General features: G+C 65.5%; 14 protein-coding genes and 1 pseudogene. 7 read left to right on the top strand and 8 right to left on the bottom strand.

Going from position 1 to position 14,430, the window contains the following annotated elements; all coding sequences use genetic code 11:
* The first annotated feature begins 66 nt into the window (after nucleotides 1-66).
* The 5 genes from OCX61_RS18920 (at nucleotide 67) to OCX61_RS18900 (ending at nucleotide 7,185) form a co-directional block, all read left to right on the top strand.
* The gene (locus OCX61_RS18920; protein ID WP_261940891.1) at nucleotides 67-549 is read left to right on the top strand and encodes a formate dehydrogenase subunit gamma; all 483 of its coding nucleotides are present in this window, start codon (nucleotides 67-69) and stop codon (nucleotides 547-549) included.
* Nucleotides 543-2,102, top strand: a complete 1,560-nt coding sequence (locus OCX61_RS18915) for a formate dehydrogenase beta subunit (protein ID WP_261940890.1) — start codon at nucleotides 543-545, stop codon at nucleotides 2,100-2,102. The genes OCX61_RS18920 and OCX61_RS18915 overlap by 7 nt, the downstream gene beginning before the upstream one ends.
* Entirely contained in the window at nucleotides 2,099-4,981 is a 2,883-nt protein-coding gene (gene fdhF / locus OCX61_RS18910) for a formate dehydrogenase subunit alpha (protein WP_261940889.1), read from the top strand. The genes OCX61_RS18915 and fdhF overlap by 4 nt, the downstream gene beginning before the upstream one ends.
* A complete protein-coding gene (locus tag OCX61_RS18905) occupies nucleotides 4,978-5,181 on the top strand; it encodes a formate dehydrogenase subunit delta (RefSeq protein ID WP_261940888.1) in 204 nt (67 codons plus the stop codon). Before fdhF ends, OCX61_RS18905 begins: the two co-directional genes overlap by 4 nt.
* A 198-nt stretch (nucleotides 5,182-5,379) precedes the next feature.
* Entirely contained in the window at nucleotides 5,380-7,185 is a 1,806-nt protein-coding gene (locus tag OCX61_RS18900) for an ABC transporter ATP-binding protein/permease (RefSeq protein WP_261940887.1), read from the top strand.
* Between the two features lie 138 nt (nucleotides 7,186-7,323).
* Here OCX61_RS18900 and OCX61_RS18895 read toward each other — a convergent pair whose 3' ends face one another.
* On the bottom strand, nucleotides 7,324-8,028 hold the full coding sequence (locus OCX61_RS18895) for an SOS response-associated peptidase family protein (protein WP_261940886.1): 705 nt from the start codon (nucleotides 8,026-8,028) through the stop codon (nucleotides 7,324-7,326).
* A gap of 102 nt (nucleotides 8,029-8,130) precedes the next feature.
* Here OCX61_RS18895 and OCX61_RS18890 point away from each other — a divergent pair, with 102 nt between their 5' ends.
* Nucleotides 8,131-8,562, top strand: coding sequence for a LexA family protein (locus OCX61_RS18890; protein WP_261940885.1), 432 nt, complete (start codon nucleotides 8,131-8,133; stop codon nucleotides 8,560-8,562).
* 6 nt (nucleotides 8,563-8,568) lie between these two features.
* Here the strand turns inward: OCX61_RS18890 and OCX61_RS18885 are convergent, their stop codons facing one another.
* A complete protein-coding gene (locus OCX61_RS18885; protein WP_261940884.1) occupies nucleotides 8,569-9,771 on the bottom strand; it encodes an MFS transporter in 1,203 nt (400 codons plus the stop codon).
* 136 nt (nucleotides 9,772-9,907) lie between these two features.
* On the opposite strand from OCX61_RS18885, the gene OCX61_RS18880 reads away from it, so the two are divergent.
* Complete coding sequence (locus OCX61_RS18880; RefSeq protein WP_261940883.1) at nucleotides 9,908-11,182, top strand: Y-family DNA polymerase; 1,275 nt, start codon at nucleotides 9,908-9,910, stop codon at nucleotides 11,180-11,182.
* Here the strand turns inward: OCX61_RS18880 and OCX61_RS18875 are convergent.
* From OCX61_RS18875 to OCX61_RS18850, 6 genes and pseudogenes are all read right to left on the bottom strand, one after another.
* Complete coding sequence (locus tag OCX61_RS18875; protein WP_261940882.1) at nucleotides 11,172-11,342, bottom strand: hypothetical protein; 171 nt, start codon at nucleotides 11,340-11,342, stop codon at nucleotides 11,172-11,174. The two genes, OCX61_RS18880 and OCX61_RS18875, sit on opposite strands and share 11 nt — an antisense overlap.
* A gap of 138 nt (nucleotides 11,343-11,480) precedes the next feature.
* Nucleotides 11,481-11,609 (bottom strand): annotated as a pseudogene (locus tag OCX61_RS18870) (ArsB/NhaD family transporter); the annotation flags it as partial.
* Between the two features lie 12 nt (nucleotides 11,610-11,621).
* A complete protein-coding gene (locus tag OCX61_RS18865; RefSeq protein WP_410011083.1) occupies nucleotides 11,622-12,056 on the bottom strand; it encodes an RES family NAD+ phosphorylase in 435 nt (144 codons plus the stop codon).
* A gap of 41 nt (nucleotides 12,057-12,097) precedes the next feature.
* Nucleotides 12,098-12,574, bottom strand: coding sequence for an Xre family toxin-antitoxin system antitoxin (locus OCX61_RS18860; protein ID WP_261940880.1), 477 nt, complete (start codon nucleotides 12,572-12,574; stop codon nucleotides 12,098-12,100).
* A gap of 76 nt (nucleotides 12,575-12,650) precedes the next feature.
* Nucleotides 12,651-13,742 carry a pyoverdine biosynthesis transaminase PtaA gene (gene ptaA / locus OCX61_RS18855; RefSeq protein ID WP_261940879.1) on the bottom strand — a complete coding sequence of 364 codons (1,092 nt, stop codon included), beginning with the start codon at nucleotides 13,740-13,742 and terminating at the stop codon, nucleotides 12,651-12,653.
* Between the two features lie 97 nt (nucleotides 13,743-13,839).
* Entirely contained in the window at nucleotides 13,840-14,421 is a 582-nt protein-coding gene (locus tag OCX61_RS18850; protein ID WP_261940878.1) for a biliverdin-producing heme oxygenase, read from the bottom strand.
* Nucleotides 14,422-14,430: the final 9 nt, after the last annotated feature.

Here is a 14,430-nt window from a genome sequence, read left to right as displayed (position 1 = left end):
AGAACACGCCGGATACCTGCCCCTTATAACAAATCAGGCAGGGTCCGTGATGCCGAGGTCCGCTGTATGCCTGATGAATTGCTTTACCTGCCCGCTATCCAGAGCATCCTGACCCGCAAGAAGGATACCCCCGGCGCGCTGTTGCCGATCCTTCACGCCATCCAGGACGCCGTTGGTTTCATCCCCGAAGCTGCAGTTCCTGAAATCGCCCACGCCCTCAACCTCAGCCTCGCCGAAGTGCGCGGGGTGATCAGCTTCTATCACGACTTCCGCACCACACCGCCGGCCCGTCACACGCTGCGCCTGTGCCGCGCCGAATCGTGCCAGAGCCGTGGCAGCGAAGCCCTGGCCGCGCAGTTGCGCGAACAGCTGGCGCTGGATGATCACGGCACCAGCGCCGACGGGGCCATCAGCCTGCGCCCGGTGTATTGCCTGGGCGCCTGCGCCTGTTCACCGGCGCTGGAACTGGACGGCCAGGTGCATGCACGGCTTACTCCCGAGCGCTTGCGGGCCCTGGTGAACGGTTGCCTGGAGGGCGAAACATGCTGAAGCTGTTCATCTCCTGTGATTCGGTGGCGCGCGCGGTCGGCGCCGACCAGGTCGCTGCTGCTATCCAGACGCAAGCCGAGCGCCGCCAACTGCCGGTCGAGATCCAGCGCACCAGCTCACGCGGCCTGTACTGGCTGGAGCCGCTGGTGGAATGCGAAACCCCGCAAGGGCGGCAAGGCTTCGGCCCGGTCAGCCCTGAAGATGTAGCGTCGCTGCTCGACGCCCTTGCTGGAGAACCTGGCGGTCATTCGCTGGCGCTGGGCGCGGTCGAAGAGCTGGCTTACCTGAAAACCCAGCAACGCCTGCTGTTCGCCCGCGCCGGCATCACCCGCCCATTGTCGCTGGACGACTACCGTGCCCACGGCGGTTTCAAGGGCCTGGAGAAGGCCGTGGCGCTGGACGGCGCCGCGGTGGTCGCTGCCGTGCTCGATTCCGGCCTGCGCGGCCGGGGCGGCGCGGCGTTCCCGGCTGGCATCAAGTGGCGCACCGTGCGCGAGGCCACGCCTGCGCAGAAGTATGTGGTGTGCAACGCCGACGAAGGCGACTCCGGCACCTTCGCCGACCGCATGCTGATGGAGGGCGACCCCTTCCTGCTGATCGAAGGCATGATCATCGCCGGCCTCGCCGTCGGGGCCGACCAAGGCTACATCTATGTGCGCTCGGAATACCCGGACGCCATCGGTGTGCTCAACCAGGCGCTCGCCATCGCCCGCGATGCCGGTTACCTCGGCAGTGACGTGGCCGGCAGCGGCCAGGCCTTCGACCTGGAGGTACGGGTGGGGGCCGGTGCCTATATCTGCGGCGAGGAAACCGCGCTGCTCGAATCCATCGAAGGCAAGCGCGGCATCGTGCGCGCCAAGCCGCCGCTGCCCGCGCTCGAAGGCCTGTTCGGCCTGCCGACGCTGGTGCACAACGTGCTCACCCTGGCGTCGGTGCCGGTCATCCTGGCCGAGGGCGCGGCGTTCTACCGCGATTTCGGCATGGGCCGTTCGCTGGGCACCATGCCGTTCCAGCTGGCCGGCAATATCCGCCACGGAGGCCTGGTGGAACGCGCCTTCGGCCTGACCCTGCGCGAGCTGGTGGAAGGCTATGGCGGCGGCACCGCCAGCGGTCGCCCGCTCAAGGCCGCGCAGGTCGGCGGGCCGCTCGGCGCCTGGGTACCGCCCAGCCACTTCGATACCCCGCTGGACTACGAGGCGTTCGCCGCCATGGGCGCGATGCTCGGCCACGGCGGCGTGGTGGTGGCCGACGACACCCTGAACATGGCCAGCATGGCGCGTTTCGCCTTGCAGTTCTGCGCCGAGGAATCCTGTGGCAAGTGCACCCCGTGCCGGATCGGCTCGACCCGCGGCATGGAGGTGGTCGACCGGCTGATCGCGACCAGCGATTTCAGCGAGCGCCATGACCAGGCCCTGCTGCTGCGCGACCTGTGCGACACCATGCAGTACGGCTCGCTGTGCGCCATGGGCGGCATGACCGCCTACCCGGTGGCCAGCGCCCTCAAGTACTTCCCCGCCGATTTCGGGCTGACCACCACGGAGGCCGCACAGTGATCAATTACTTTGACCCCGGGGCTGATACCAACATCGATCTGGGCACGCCAGCCCGCGACAGCGACGTGCAGATCAGCCTGAACATCGATGGCCGCAGCATCAGCGTGCCGGCCGGCACCTCGGTGATGCGCGCCGCCGCCATGCTCGGCACCAGCATCCCCAAACTGTGCGCCACCGACAGCCTCGAAGCGTTCGGTTCGTGCCGCATGTGCATGGTGGAAATCGAAGGCATGCGTGGCTACCCGGCCTCGTGCACCACGCCGGTTGCCGAGGGCATGGTGGTGCGCACGCAAACCTCACGCCTGGCCGACCTGCGCCGCAACGTGATGGAGCTGTACATTTCCGACCACCCGTTGGACTGCCTGACCTGCTCGGCCAACGGCAACTGCGAGCTGCAGACCGTCGCCGGCCAGGTCGGCCTGCGCGAGGTGCGCTACGGCTATGACGGCGCCAACCACCTGGCGGAGAAGAAGGACACGTCCAACCCGTATTTCGATTACGAGCCGAGCAAGTGCATCGTCTGCAGCCGCTGCGTGCGTGCCTGCGAAGATATCCAGGGCACCTACGCCCTGACCATCACCGGGCGCGGTTTCGAATCACGGGTGGCGGCGGCCGGCGGCGACAACTTCCTCGCTTCCGAATGCGTGTCGTGCGGCGCCTGCGTGCAGGCCTGCCCGACGGCGACGCTCACCGAGAAGAGCCTGGTCCAGCTTGGCCAGCCCGAGCGTGCGGTGATCACCACCTGCGCCTACTGCGGCGTTGGCTGCTCGTTCCGCGCCGAGATGAAGGGCGACCAGCTGGTGCGCATGGTCCCGGACAAGAACGGCGGCGCCAACCATGGCCACGCCTGCGTCAAGGGCCGTTTCGCCTGGGGTTACGCCACCCACCCCGACCGCATCACCAAACCGATGATCCGCAAGCGCCTGGAAGACCCGTGGCAGGAAGTCAGCTGGGACGAGGCGGTGACCTACGCCGCCAGCGAGTTGCGCCGCATCCAGCTCAAGTACGGGCGCGACTCGATCGGTGGCATCACCTCCAGCCGCTGCACCAACGAAGAAGCCTACCTGGTGCAGAAACTGGTGCGTACGGCGTTTGGCAACAACAACGTCGACACCTGCGCACGGGTTTGCCACTCGCCGACCGGCTATGGCCTGAAGCAGACGCTGGGTGAGTCCGCCGGCACCCAGAGTTTCGACTCGGTGATGCAGGCCGACGTGATCCTGGTGATCGGCGCCAACCCCACCGACGCCCACCCGGTATTCGGCTCGCAGCTCAAGCGCCGCCTGCGCCAGGGCGCGCGGCTGATCGTCATCGACCCACGGCGCATCGACCTGGTCGACTCGCCCCACGCCCGTGCCGAACTGCACCTGCAACTGCGCCCCGGTACCAACGTGGCCATGCTCAATGCCCTGGCCCATGTGATCGTCAGCGAGGGCCTGCTGGCCCAGCGCTTCATCGACGCCCGCTGCGAAACCGAAGACTTCGCCCGCTGGCGCGACTTCGTCAGCCTGCCGGAAAACGCCCCGGAAGCCCTGGGCCCGGTCTGTGGCGTGCCTGCCGAGCAGATCCGCGCCGCCGCCCGGCTGTACGCCACCGGCGGCAACGCGGCGATCTACTACGGCCTGGGTGTGACCGAGCACAGCCAGGGCAGTACTGCGGTGATGGGCATCGCCAACCTGGCCATGGCCACCGGCAACATCGGCCGCGAAGGGGTAGGGGTGAACCCGCTGCGTGGGCAGAACAACGTGCAGGGCTCCTGCGACATGGGGTCGTTCCCCCACGAGCTGCCCGGTTACCGGCACATCTCCAACGAAGGCGTGCGCGCCGAGTTCGAGCAGGCCTGGGGCGTGACCCTGCAACCCGACCCGGGCCTGCGCATCCCCAACATGTTCGAGGCGGCGCTGGACGGCAGCTTCAAGGCGCTGTACTGCCAGGGCGAGGACATCGCCCAGAGCGACCCCAACACCCAGCATGTCACCGCCGCCCTGCTGGCGATGGAGTGCGTGGTGGTGCAGGACATCTTCCTCAACGAGACGGCCAAGTTCGCCCACGTGTTCCTGCCGGGCAGCTCGTTCCTCGAGAAGGACGGCACCTTCACCAACGCCGAGCGGCGCATCTCGCGGGTACGCAAGGTGATGGAGCCGCTGGCCGGCAAGGCCGACTGGGAAGCCACCATGGCCCTGGCCAATGCCCTGGGTTACCCGATGAATTACCGCCACCCGGCCGAGATCATGGACGAGATCGCCCGCCTGACGCCGAGCTTCCACCGCGTCAGCTATGCCGAGCTCGACCGCCACGGCAGCCTGCAATGGCCGTGCAACGACGCCGCCCCGGACGGCACCCCGACCATGCATATCGACCAGTTCGTGCGGGGCAAGGGGCGCTTCATGCTGACCGGTTATGTGCCCACCGACGAGAAGGTCAACAGCCGCTACCCGCTGCTGCTGACCACCGGGCGCATTCTCAGCCAGTACAACGTCGGCGCCCAGACCCGACGTACCAGCAACACTGCCTGGCACGACGCCGACCGGCTGGAAATCCACCCCAGCGATGCCGAAAGCCGTGGCATCCACGACGGCGACTGGGTGGGCATCGGCAGCCGTGCGGGGCAGACCGTGCTGCGCGCCAAGGTCAGTGCACGGGTGGCGCCGGGGGTGGTGTACACCACCTTCCACTTCCCCGAGTCCGGCGCCAACGTGATCACCACAGACAACTCCGACTGGGCCACCAACTGCCCGGAATACAAGGTCACGGCGGTGGAGGTGGTGAAGGTGTTCCACCCGTCGGAATGGCAGAAGCGCTACCAGGACTTCAGTGACGAACAGCGGCGCCTGCTCAAGGAACGCCGCACTGCGGAAAAAGCCGAGGTGCACCGATGAGCAGCGACAACCTGGTCAAGATGGCCAACCAGATCGCCCACTACTTCGACAGCGAGCCGAACCGGCAGTTGGCGGTGCAAGGGGTGAGGCTGCACCTGCAGAGCTTCTGGACGCCAGCGATGCGCCGGCAGCTGGGGGAGTGGATTGCTGCCCATGGGCAGGAAGGGCTGGATGCCAAGGTGGTGGAGGCCTTGGCCTAGCGCTCGCCTGTGCCGGCCCTTTCGCGGGCAAGCCCGCTCCCACAGGAGTACCACTGGCCTGAGTGCAGTGGAGTACCTGTGGGAGCGGGCTTGCCCGCGAAGGGGCCGGAACAGGGAAAATGAAATGTCCGTCATTTATGCAAGACGAATCCCACTGCGATGCTACGCTCGCGGAAACTCTCGTCACGGATATTCCCTATGGACATGAACTGGCACCAGGCCCTGCAAGAGAGCCTGAGCTGGCTTGCAATCGCCTCGTTCATCACCCTCATCGGCTTCACCGCCGCTGCCTCCCTGGCCGTGCGCTACACGCGCTGGGGCAGACAGTTCTGGCAGCTGGCGGGGCCTTACTTCACCTTCCGGCGCAGCTGGCGCCCGCTGCTGGTGTTCGGCCTGTTGCTGGTACTGACGCTGTTCTCGGTGCGCCTGAACGTGCTGTTCTCGTTCTGGTACAACGGCTTCTACAGCGCCCTGCAGGCCCTCGACCAGACCGCCTTCTGGTACCTGCTGGGGGTGTTTGCGGTGCTGGCCACCATCCATGTGCTGCGTTCGCTGTTCACCTTCTACGTGACCCAGGCGTTCAGCATCCAGTGGCGGGTGTGGCTGACCGAGCGCCTGACGGGCGACTGGATGAAGGGCGATGCCTACTACCGCGGCCGCTTCCTCGCCGAGCCGGTGGACAACCCCGACCAGCGTATCGAGCTGGACGTCAGCGCGTTCGTCAGCAACTCCGTGTCGCTGGCCCTGGGCGCGGTCAGCGCGCTGGTTTCGCTGGTGGCCTTTACCGGCATCCTCTGGGGCCTTTCGGCGCCGCTGACGGTGGCAGGCTACGAGATTCCCCGGGCGATGGTGTTCGCGGTGTACGTCTATGTGCTGATCGCCACCTGGGTAGCCTTCCGCCTCGGCCAGCCGCTGATCCGCCTGAACTTCCTCAACGAAAAGCTCACGGCGAACTTCCGTTATGCGCTGATGCGCCTGCGTGAGAACGCCGAGAACATTGCCTTCTACCAAGGCGCGCCGGTCGAACGGGCGACTTTGCTGGGGCGCTTCGGCGCGCTGATCGTCAATGTCTGGGCCCTGGTGTTCCGGAACCTCAAGTTCAGCGGCTTCAACCTCGGTGTCAGCCAGGTGGCGGTGGTGTTCCCGTTCATCCTCCAGGCGCCGCGCTTCTTCAGCGGGGCGATCAAGCTGGGTGACGTGATGCAGACTTCCCAGGCGTTCGGCCAGGTGCAGGATTCGCTGTCGTTCTTCCGTGAGTCCTACGACACCTTCGCCCAGTACCGCGCCACCCTCGACCGTTTGACCGGCTTCCTCGATGCCAATGACCAGGCCAGCGCACTGCCACGGGTGCAGACCAAAGACCAGCCGCGGGCGCTGGATATCATCGGCCTGCAAGTGCTGCGCCCGGATGGGCATGCGCTGATCGCCGACCTCGACCTGCGCCTGCACGGTGGCCAGGCGCTGCTGATCAAAGGGCCGTCGGGCAGTGGCAAGACCACCTTGCTGCGTGCCCTGGCGGGCCTGTGGCCGTATGCCGAGGGTGAAGTTCGGCGGCCGCTGGGTACCCAGGCGTTGTTCCTGTCACAGCGGCCTTACCTGCCCCTGGGCGACCTGCGCACCGCCATTGCCTACCCGGCCGACAGCCAACCGGGGGATGAAGCACGCATGCAGCAGGCCCTGCGCGAGGTCAACCTGGCGCACCTGGCCGAGCGGCTGGCGGTCAATTGCGACTGGTCGAACATTCTGTCGGTCGGTGAGCAGCAGCGCCTGGCGTTTGCCCGGGTGCTGTTCAACCGGCCGCAGGTGGTGTTCCTCGACGAGTCCACTTCGGCGATGGATGAAGGGCTGGAGCATGCGATGTATGCGTTGTTGCGCAAGGAAATGCCCGAGACCTTGCTGGTGAGTGTGGGGCATCGCAGCACCTTGGCCGACTTCCATACCCATCGGCTGGAAGTGGATGGGCAGGGCGGTTGGTCGCTGCGCCAGCAGGAGGTCCTGGCTTGACCTTCGGCAGTTAGGTTGCCGGTACTGGCCTCTTCGCGGGCAAGCCCGCTCCCACAGGGACCGCACAGGTCTTGAGCATTGTGCAGTCCCTGTGGGAGCGGGCTTGCCCGCGAAGAGGCCGCCACTGGCAATAAAGATTCAGGGCTGATGCGCGGCATCGAGCATCACAATCAGCTCAGCCCCTTCGTTGCGCACATTCCCCACTTCCTTGCCCACCGCAAACCATTCGAACGCCTCCACCGGCAAGCACTGCTCCCGCGCCAGTCGCTCGGCTTCTTCGGCAGGTACGTCTGGGTCGATCCACGCCCGGGCATGCTCCGGGCTCAGCACCAAGGGCCGGCGGTCATGGATATCGACCATTCCCGCATCGCTGGCAGCAGTGATGATGACGAAGCCATCCCCCTCGTTCGGCTCCAGCCCCGCATGCACCTCGGCCAGCGCCGCCATGAACATCGGCGCCTGGCTCTTCAGGCGGATGAAATAGGGTTGCTTGCGCTTGGGGTCCTGCGGGTCGGCCACCCATTCGTACCAGCCGTCGGCCATCACCAAGGCCCGCCCTTGCGGCCAGAGGGCCTTGAAGAACTTGCCGGTGGTCACCGTCTCGACCCGCGCGTTGATGGGTGCCGGCCGTTTGCCCGTGGCCCAGAACGGTGCCCATCCCCAATGGCAAGGGGCGATGCGCAGGCCATCGGCAGCCTGATGCAGGATCAGCACGCGGCTGCCGGGGGCGACGTTGTAGCGGCCGATCGGCTGGTTGTCGTAGCCGCTGATCACGTCCTGTTCGGCGTCCAGTTCACGCAGGTAGTCGGCCAGGCCCTGGTACTGGGCGAAGCGTCCGCACATGGCATGTACCCCCACTTGTCGAAATATCCTACGGCGAAATTGACCGGATACTCGCTACCGCGTTTACTGTATATGCATACAGCTAATTATCAAGGCCGTCTCATGACTTCCATCCTGGGTCCCATCACGGGCGGCAGTGCTGCCGTGCCGCGCTATCTGTTCCGTGTTCCGGCGGGCTTTCCGTCGCCAGCCGCCGACCACATGGAGCAGCCTATCTCGCTGGACGAACTGCTCAACCTGCGCGCACCGCACATCTATCTGGTCAGGATAGACGGCGACAGCATGCAAGGCGCCGGTATCTTCGATGGCGACCTGGTGCTGGTCGACCGCTCGATCGAGGCGCGCCATGGCCATATCGTGATTGCCGCAGTCAACGGCGAGCCATTGTGCAAGCGCCTGCAGCACGTTGCCGGGCAAGTGCTGCTGCGCTCGGAAAACCCCCGCTATGCGCCACGCTACATCATGGAGGGTGACGACTTCATGATCTGGGGTGTGGTGACCTTCAGTGTGCGCAGCCACGACCCGGCCGCCTGAGCGGGCTCAGCGCAACAGCGTCACGCCCAGCAGTGTGGCACCGGCAAACCCCGCCCCGACCAGGAAGGTCGCCTGGAACCCGGCGCCATCCCACAGCAGCCCGGCCACCACGCTGGCGACCAGCAGCGCCACACCGGTCAGCAGGTTGAACAGGCCGAATGCGGTGCCGCGCAGGTTGGCCGGCGCGCTGTCGGCGATCAGCGCGGCGAAGATGCCCTGGGTGAAGCCCAGATGCAGGCCCCAGGCCGCCACGCCCAGTGCCAGCCCGGCCCAGCCTGGCAGCAGGGCCAGCAACAGGTCGGCGGCAACCAGCAGGCCCAGCCCGATCATCAGCACGCCCCGGCGGCCCACGCGGTCCGACAGCGCACCGGCGGGGTAGGCCGACAGCGAATAGGCCAGGGCCATGAGCACCAGCACCGCTGGCGCCCACAACGGCGCCAGGCCCATGTCCTGGGCGCGCAACAGCAGGAACGCCTCGCTGAAACGGGCCAGGGTGAACACCATGGCCAGGCCGATCAGCCGCCAGTAGGCCGCGCCCAGGCGCGCCAGTTCATGCAGCGCCAGCGGCGAGCGCAGCGGCCGCGCACCGGGCGATACCTCGGGTTCGCGCACGAAGGCGACGAGAATGTACACGGCGATGAATGCCGGGATCACCGCCACCCAGAACACCGTCTGGAAATGGCTCGCCGTCAGCCACATCAGCACGATCGCCAGCAGCGGGCCGAGAAAAGCGCCGACGGTGTCCAGCGCCTGGCGCAGGCCGAATGCCGCGCCACGCAGCTCGGGCGGGGTCACATCAGCCACCAGCGCATCGCGGGGGGCGCCGCGGATGCCCTTGCCGATACGGTCGACGAAGCGCGCCGCCGTCAGCCACTCCAGCCCGGAGGCCAGGGGGAACACCGGCTTGGTCAGCGCGCCCAGGCCATAGCCCACCACCGTCAGCAGCTTGCGCTTGCCGAGGCGGTCGCTGAGCGCGCCGGAGAACACCTTGGTGATCGCCGCAGTGGCCTCGGCGATGCCCTCGATGAAGCCGACGGCGACCACCGAAGTACCGAGTACGGTGACCATGTACAGCGGCAGCAGGGCGTGGATCATCTCCGAGGAAATATCCATGAACAGCGACACGAAGCCCAGCGCCCAGACGCTGCGAGGCATCTTCGGCAGGGCCTTGGCGGCGGTGCCTTGCTCGGTCTTTTCGGCGCTGCGCATCGGGAGCCTCGGCGGGTTGCCACAATTCGAAACTGTAGGAGCCCGTGGGCAGGATGCAAATCGGATGAGTGGCTGCAGGCTTCGGCAGGATGTTGTGATTAACTGTATATAAATACAGTATTGTTGATGCTGCCCGATGAAACCCACGCCTGTTTTTGCCCTGATCGACTGCAACAGCTTCTACGCCAGCTGCGAGCGGGTGTTTCGCCCCGACCTGCAGCGCACGCCCATCGTCGTGCTCAGCAACAATGATGGCTGCATCGTCGCCCGCAGTGCCGAGGCCAAGCCGTTGGTGAAGATGGGCCAGCCATACTTCCAGGTGAAAGACCTGCTGCGCCGTCACGGCGTGGTAGCGTTTTCCTCCAACTATGCGCTGTATGGCGACATGAGCCAGCGGGTGATGACGGTGATCGAAGGCATGGTCCCGGCGCTGGAGGTGTACTCCATCGACGAAGCCTTTGCCGACCTGGCCGGCATGCCTGGCGACCTGGAGCGCCTTGGCCGCGACATCCGCGCGCGGGTGTTCAAGCACACTGGCATTCCGGTCGGGGTCGGTATCGCTGGCACCAAGACCCTGGCCAAGCTGGCCAACCACGCGGCCAAGCGCTGGTCGGTACAGAGCGGTTGGGTAGTCGATCTGCGGGATCCGACAAAGCGCGAATGGGTGCTGAAAAAGTGCGATGTGTCGGAAGTCTGGGGCATCGGCAAGCGCCTTACCGCACACCTGCAGGAAATGGGCATCCGCACCGCCTGGGACCTGTCCCGTGCCAACCCCGGCCTGCTGCGCAAGACCTTCAGCGTGGTGGTGGAAAAGACCGCCCGCGAACTGGCCGGCATACCTTGCCTGCAACTGGAAGAGGTCGACCCGCCACGCCAGGAAATCTGCTGCAGCCGCATGTTCGGCCAGCGCCTGACCGCGCTCGCACCGCTCAAGGAAGCCGTGGCCACCTACGTGATGCGCGCGGCGCAAAAGCTGCGCAAGCAGCGCTCGCTGGCGCAGCGCATGCGGGTGAGCATCCGCACCGGCATGTTCAACCCCGATGAGCCGCGCTATGCCAACGGCGTGGTGGTGCAGTTGCCGTACCCGACTGACGACGAGCGGCTGCTGACACGCCTGGCGCTGGAGGCGGTGGAGCGGGTGTATCGCGAGGGGTTTCGCTACAGCAAGGCCGAGGTGCTGCTGATGGAGTTGTGCCAGCGCGGGGAGGTGACGGGCGATCTGTTTGCGCCGACGCAGAGCGTGAAGGCCGAGCGGGTCATGCAGGTGATCGACGGCGTCAACGGGCGCTGGGGGAGGGGGACACTGCGCAGCGCGGCGGTACCGGCGGCGGCGCAGTGGGCGATGCGGCGGGAATTGATGAGCGCGGGGTTTACCACGCAGATGGCCGGGTTGTGGCGGGTCAATCCTTGAGCCCGTTGGTTTTGCAACGTGGATCGAGTACTTCAGGCACTTTCACCTGGTGTCTTGCGCCGTAATGACCTGCTTTTACATCACGGATGGACTTCAGCAGTTCTTCGCCGATGTTGCGTTCGGCATCGCGTATCTTCAACTCTTTCTCAGTCAGCGGCATGGCGAGCTCCTTCGCTATCTGCACAGTACGAGCGCAGGCATTTTGCTTTGCTTGTCAGGGGTAAAGAAGCGGGAGGTTGTATCGAGGGATTGCTGAAAGGGTGGTTTGGTTCGAGATCGCCGGGGCCGCGCAGCAGCCCAGCGTGACTACCCCGAACAGCAGCGCCAGCATGGCGCCGAGGCTGGCGCTCCAGCCGACGCCAAGGCCCTTGGGCTGCCAGATGACCAGGGTCAGGGTGAACAGGAAGATCAGAGCGGCTGGGAGCATGAGTTGGGGAATTCAGTGATTGTGTGAGCCGACTTGAAACATCCGTGGGTCGTACATGAAATCGTAAATTTCAAACACCTGGATCTGACTCACCGCTGGGTGGCCGGGGTTGATCACGATATTGCTCTCCAACGGCAGGATGGCAGATGGGATGATCAGCCCAAGGTGGCTGTTCGACTTCAGCCAGGCTGTGCCGAATTCCATGCTTGGGCGGTCGGCAGGCAGACTGGCCCAGCCTTCGGGGAGGTCTGTCGAATCGACCTGCAGATACAGCGAGGAATCTGCAGGTAGCTCAAAGCAGGTGATCTTCAAGGGGACAGTGGGTTCGCCCGCCGCATGTACAAAGGTTTCCAGGCAGCAGATTGCCGGCGTCATGCCCATGTATACGGCGGGTACGTCCTGATCGTTCCAGCGCCCGCCTTCGATGGCCGCGCCCTTGCCGCTCAAGTCAGTGGCGCGTTTTGCCTTCGCGATTCGCCACCCCCGCATCAGGCAACACCCCCCCATTCCAGGGCTTGTAGAACCCGGCGCACCTGCTTGGCACCGATTTCGGTTTCGCAGAGCAGGATCGGCGCAACATCACCCAGGGCTTTGTTCGGCTTCGATAGCCACTGTGCTGCAGCGTCGCGGCTCTCGAACACCTCCTCGGCCAGATGGGACACCGAGGCGATGCGGTCCAGGCGTTCGGAGGCAACGGTATCGAGCACTTCGTGCTCCCGAACACGCCGCTCCAGCGTGGAGATCGAGGCATTGAGCAGCAATGCCAGGCTGGGTTCTTCGAGGTTGAAAGTGTAGCGCACAGCTCGGAAGAGGTGGGCAGAAAAGCCGCGCTTGATCTGCACCAGTCGCTCCGACTCCCTGAGTGCATAGCGGCTGGCGCTGAATGCCCAGAATTCGTCGATGCCAGAACTGCGCACATCTTCTTTGGCTTTTTCGTGACGCTGTTGGGCGATTGAAGTACTCATCACGCCTCCGTCAATTGACTGGTTTTTTTCGTCAAATGAAGTATAGGCCTGTAGGGCACTCCATTGCATCTACCTTTCAGCCGGCGGTCACCCTGGCAAAGGCGTGCCGAAAGCGCAGCATGTCCTGTTCATCGCCGACACTCACCCGCACCCAGTTCGGCCAGCTGGGCCACACCCGGCCTACCAGCACGCCCTGTTTGGCCAGCCGTTCCACTACTGGCTGGGCCGGCCCGCGCATGTCGATCATGAAGCAGTTGGTCTGTGACGCTGTGCAGCGCCAACCGCGCTCGCCCAGCCAGGCGATGGTGTGGTCGCGCAGGCGGGCGTTCTCAGCCTTGCGCCGGGGCACCAGCTGGCTATCATTCAGGCTCGCCAACCCCGCCAGCAAGGTCGATGCAGCGGCAACGTTGTCGCCGTCATACACCTCCAGGCGCTTGAGCAATGGCGCCTGGCCGATGGCCAGGCCAAGGCGCGCCCCGGCCATGCCGTAGAGCTTGGAGAACGTCTGCAGCACCAACAGCTGCGGGTGCTCCTTGATCAGGCTAATGCAGCTCTGGGCATCGCTGAAATGGATGTAGGCCTCGTCCACCAGCACCACGCTGCCGGCCGGTGCGTGCTTGAGCAGGCGCTCGATATCGCGCCGTGGGGTGAGTGTGCCGGTGGGATTGTTGGGGTTGCACAGGTAGATCAGCCCGGGGCTACTGTCGGCCGCCAGCATGGCGTCGATGTCATGGGCATGGCGCGCGTCCAGCGCTACTGCGTGCACGGTGCTGCCATGGCCTTTGGCGGCTTCGGCGGCCGCTTCATAGGAAGGTTCGGCAAGCACCAGGCTGCGCGGGCCGGCGAAGGCCATCACGGCGTGCTGCAGGGCCAGTTTCGAGCCACAGAACACCTGGACCTGCGACGACGCCAGGCCATGCTCGGCAGCGAAGGTGTCGATCAGGCGGTACTGCGCCTTGTACGGGTAGCGCCCGCATTGCTCGATGCCGTCACGCATCGCCTGACGGGCAGCGGGGCTCGGGCCCCAGGGGCTTTCGTTGTAGTTGATGCGCACCGGGCCTTGTCCGGCGCCTGGCGCAACGGTGGTTTCGCCGGCCCAGCCCAGTTGGCCAAGCAACGGCACAGCCAGGCCCAGGCCCACCAACGAGCGACGTGTCATATTGGTCATGAAGCGACTTCCTTGTTGTCATTGGATACAGCAAGGAACGAGTACCGGCGCTGCCAATTAATAGTGGCAAAGCGCCGAATAGCCCCCAAGGCAGGCGCTAATTCAGGACATTGCGCTGGTCGAGCCACGCTTCGAAGCAGGTGAAGGTGTCGACGGCGGCCTGTACCGTGATGGCCTGTGCCGGCGCTGCGGCCGATGCCTGGCCAAGCCGTTCGAGGAAGCTTCGCCAGTAGCTGCCGGTCAGCTCGCCGTACACGTCGAGGAAGGCGGCACCGCTGTCGTGGCCGATGCCCAGGCGCTCGGCCATTGCCCGCTTGAGCACCTGGCCACCCAGCGTCGAGCCTTCCAGCACGTACATCACGCCCAGCGCGCTGGCCTCGTCGCGGATGGCCGGCAATGCCTGGCACTGTGGCAGGGCGGCGATGTCGGCTTCACTCAGGTTCAGCGCCAGCAGGTCGCGGGCCAAGGTCGCGGTCTTGCGGCGTTCTGGTCCCTGATACTCGCTCAGGTGATGTTCCAGGGGGGCATGGAAACCGTAATAGGCCTGCAGCAGGCGGCGGTAGGCGGCGCTGTCGAAGCCAGGGCTGAAGAAGGGCAGGCGCGCCTCCAGAGCCTTGTGGCAGTCACGGGTGCCTTCGCGCAGGGCGAGCAGCAAGGGGCTGGGGGTAGTGATGGGCATTGGTCTGGC

This window comes from Pseudomonas sp. LRP2-20 (genome assembly GCF_024349685.1).
GTDB lineage: Bacteria > Pseudomonadota > Gammaproteobacteria > Pseudomonadales > Pseudomonadaceae > Aquipseudomonas.
Note: the sequence above shows the minus strand (reverse complement) of the source record. Positions and strands in the feature narration are given on the sequence as shown.

What these genes read in the sequence shown, in the direction of transcription:
- OCX61_RS18920 (WP_261940891.1), top strand. Translation starts at nt 67, where the DNA reads ATGCCTGATGAATTGCTTTACCTGCCCGCTATCCAGAGCATCCTGACC.
- OCX61_RS18915 (WP_261940890.1), top strand. Translation starts at nt 543, where the DNA reads ATGCTGAAGCTGTTCATCTCCTGTGATTCGGTGGCGCGCGCGGTCGGC.
- OCX61_RS18905 (WP_261940888.1), top strand. Translation starts at nt 4,978, where the DNA reads ATGAGCAGCGACAACCTGGTCAAGATGGCCAACCAGATCGCCCACTAC.
- OCX61_RS18900 (WP_261940887.1), top strand. Translation starts at nt 5,380, where the DNA reads ATGGACATGAACTGGCACCAGGCCCTGCAAGAGAGCCTGAGCTGGCTT.
- OCX61_RS18895 (WP_261940886.1), bottom strand. Translation starts at nt 8,028, where the DNA reads ATGTGCGGACGCTTCGCCCAGTACCAGGGCCTGGCCGACTACCTGCGT.
- OCX61_RS18890 (WP_261940885.1), top strand. Translation starts at nt 8,131, where the DNA reads ATGACTTCCATCCTGGGTCCCATCACGGGCGGCAGTGCTGCCGTGCCG.
- OCX61_RS18885 (WP_261940884.1), bottom strand. Translation starts at nt 9,771, where the DNA reads ATGCGCAGCGCCGAAAAGACCGAGCAAGGCACCGCCGCCAAGGCCCTG.
- OCX61_RS18880 (WP_261940883.1), top strand. Translation starts at nt 9,908, where the DNA reads ATGAAACCCACGCCTGTTTTTGCCCTGATCGACTGCAACAGCTTCTAC.
- OCX61_RS18875 (WP_261940882.1), bottom strand. Translation starts at nt 11,342, where the DNA reads ATGCCGCTGACTGAGAAAGAGTTGAAGATACGCGATGCCGAACGCAAC.
- OCX61_RS18860 (WP_261940880.1), bottom strand. Translation starts at nt 12,574, where the DNA reads ATGAGTACTTCAATCGCCCAACAGCGTCACGAAAAAGCCAAAGAAGAT.
- ptaA (WP_261940879.1), bottom strand. Translation starts at nt 13,742, where the DNA reads ATGACCAATATGACACGTCGCTCGTTGGTGGGCCTGGGCCTGGCTGTG.
- OCX61_RS18850 (WP_261940878.1), bottom strand. Translation starts at nt 14,421, where the DNA reads ATGCCCATCACTACCCCCAGCCCCTTGCTGCTCGCCCTGCGCGAAGGC.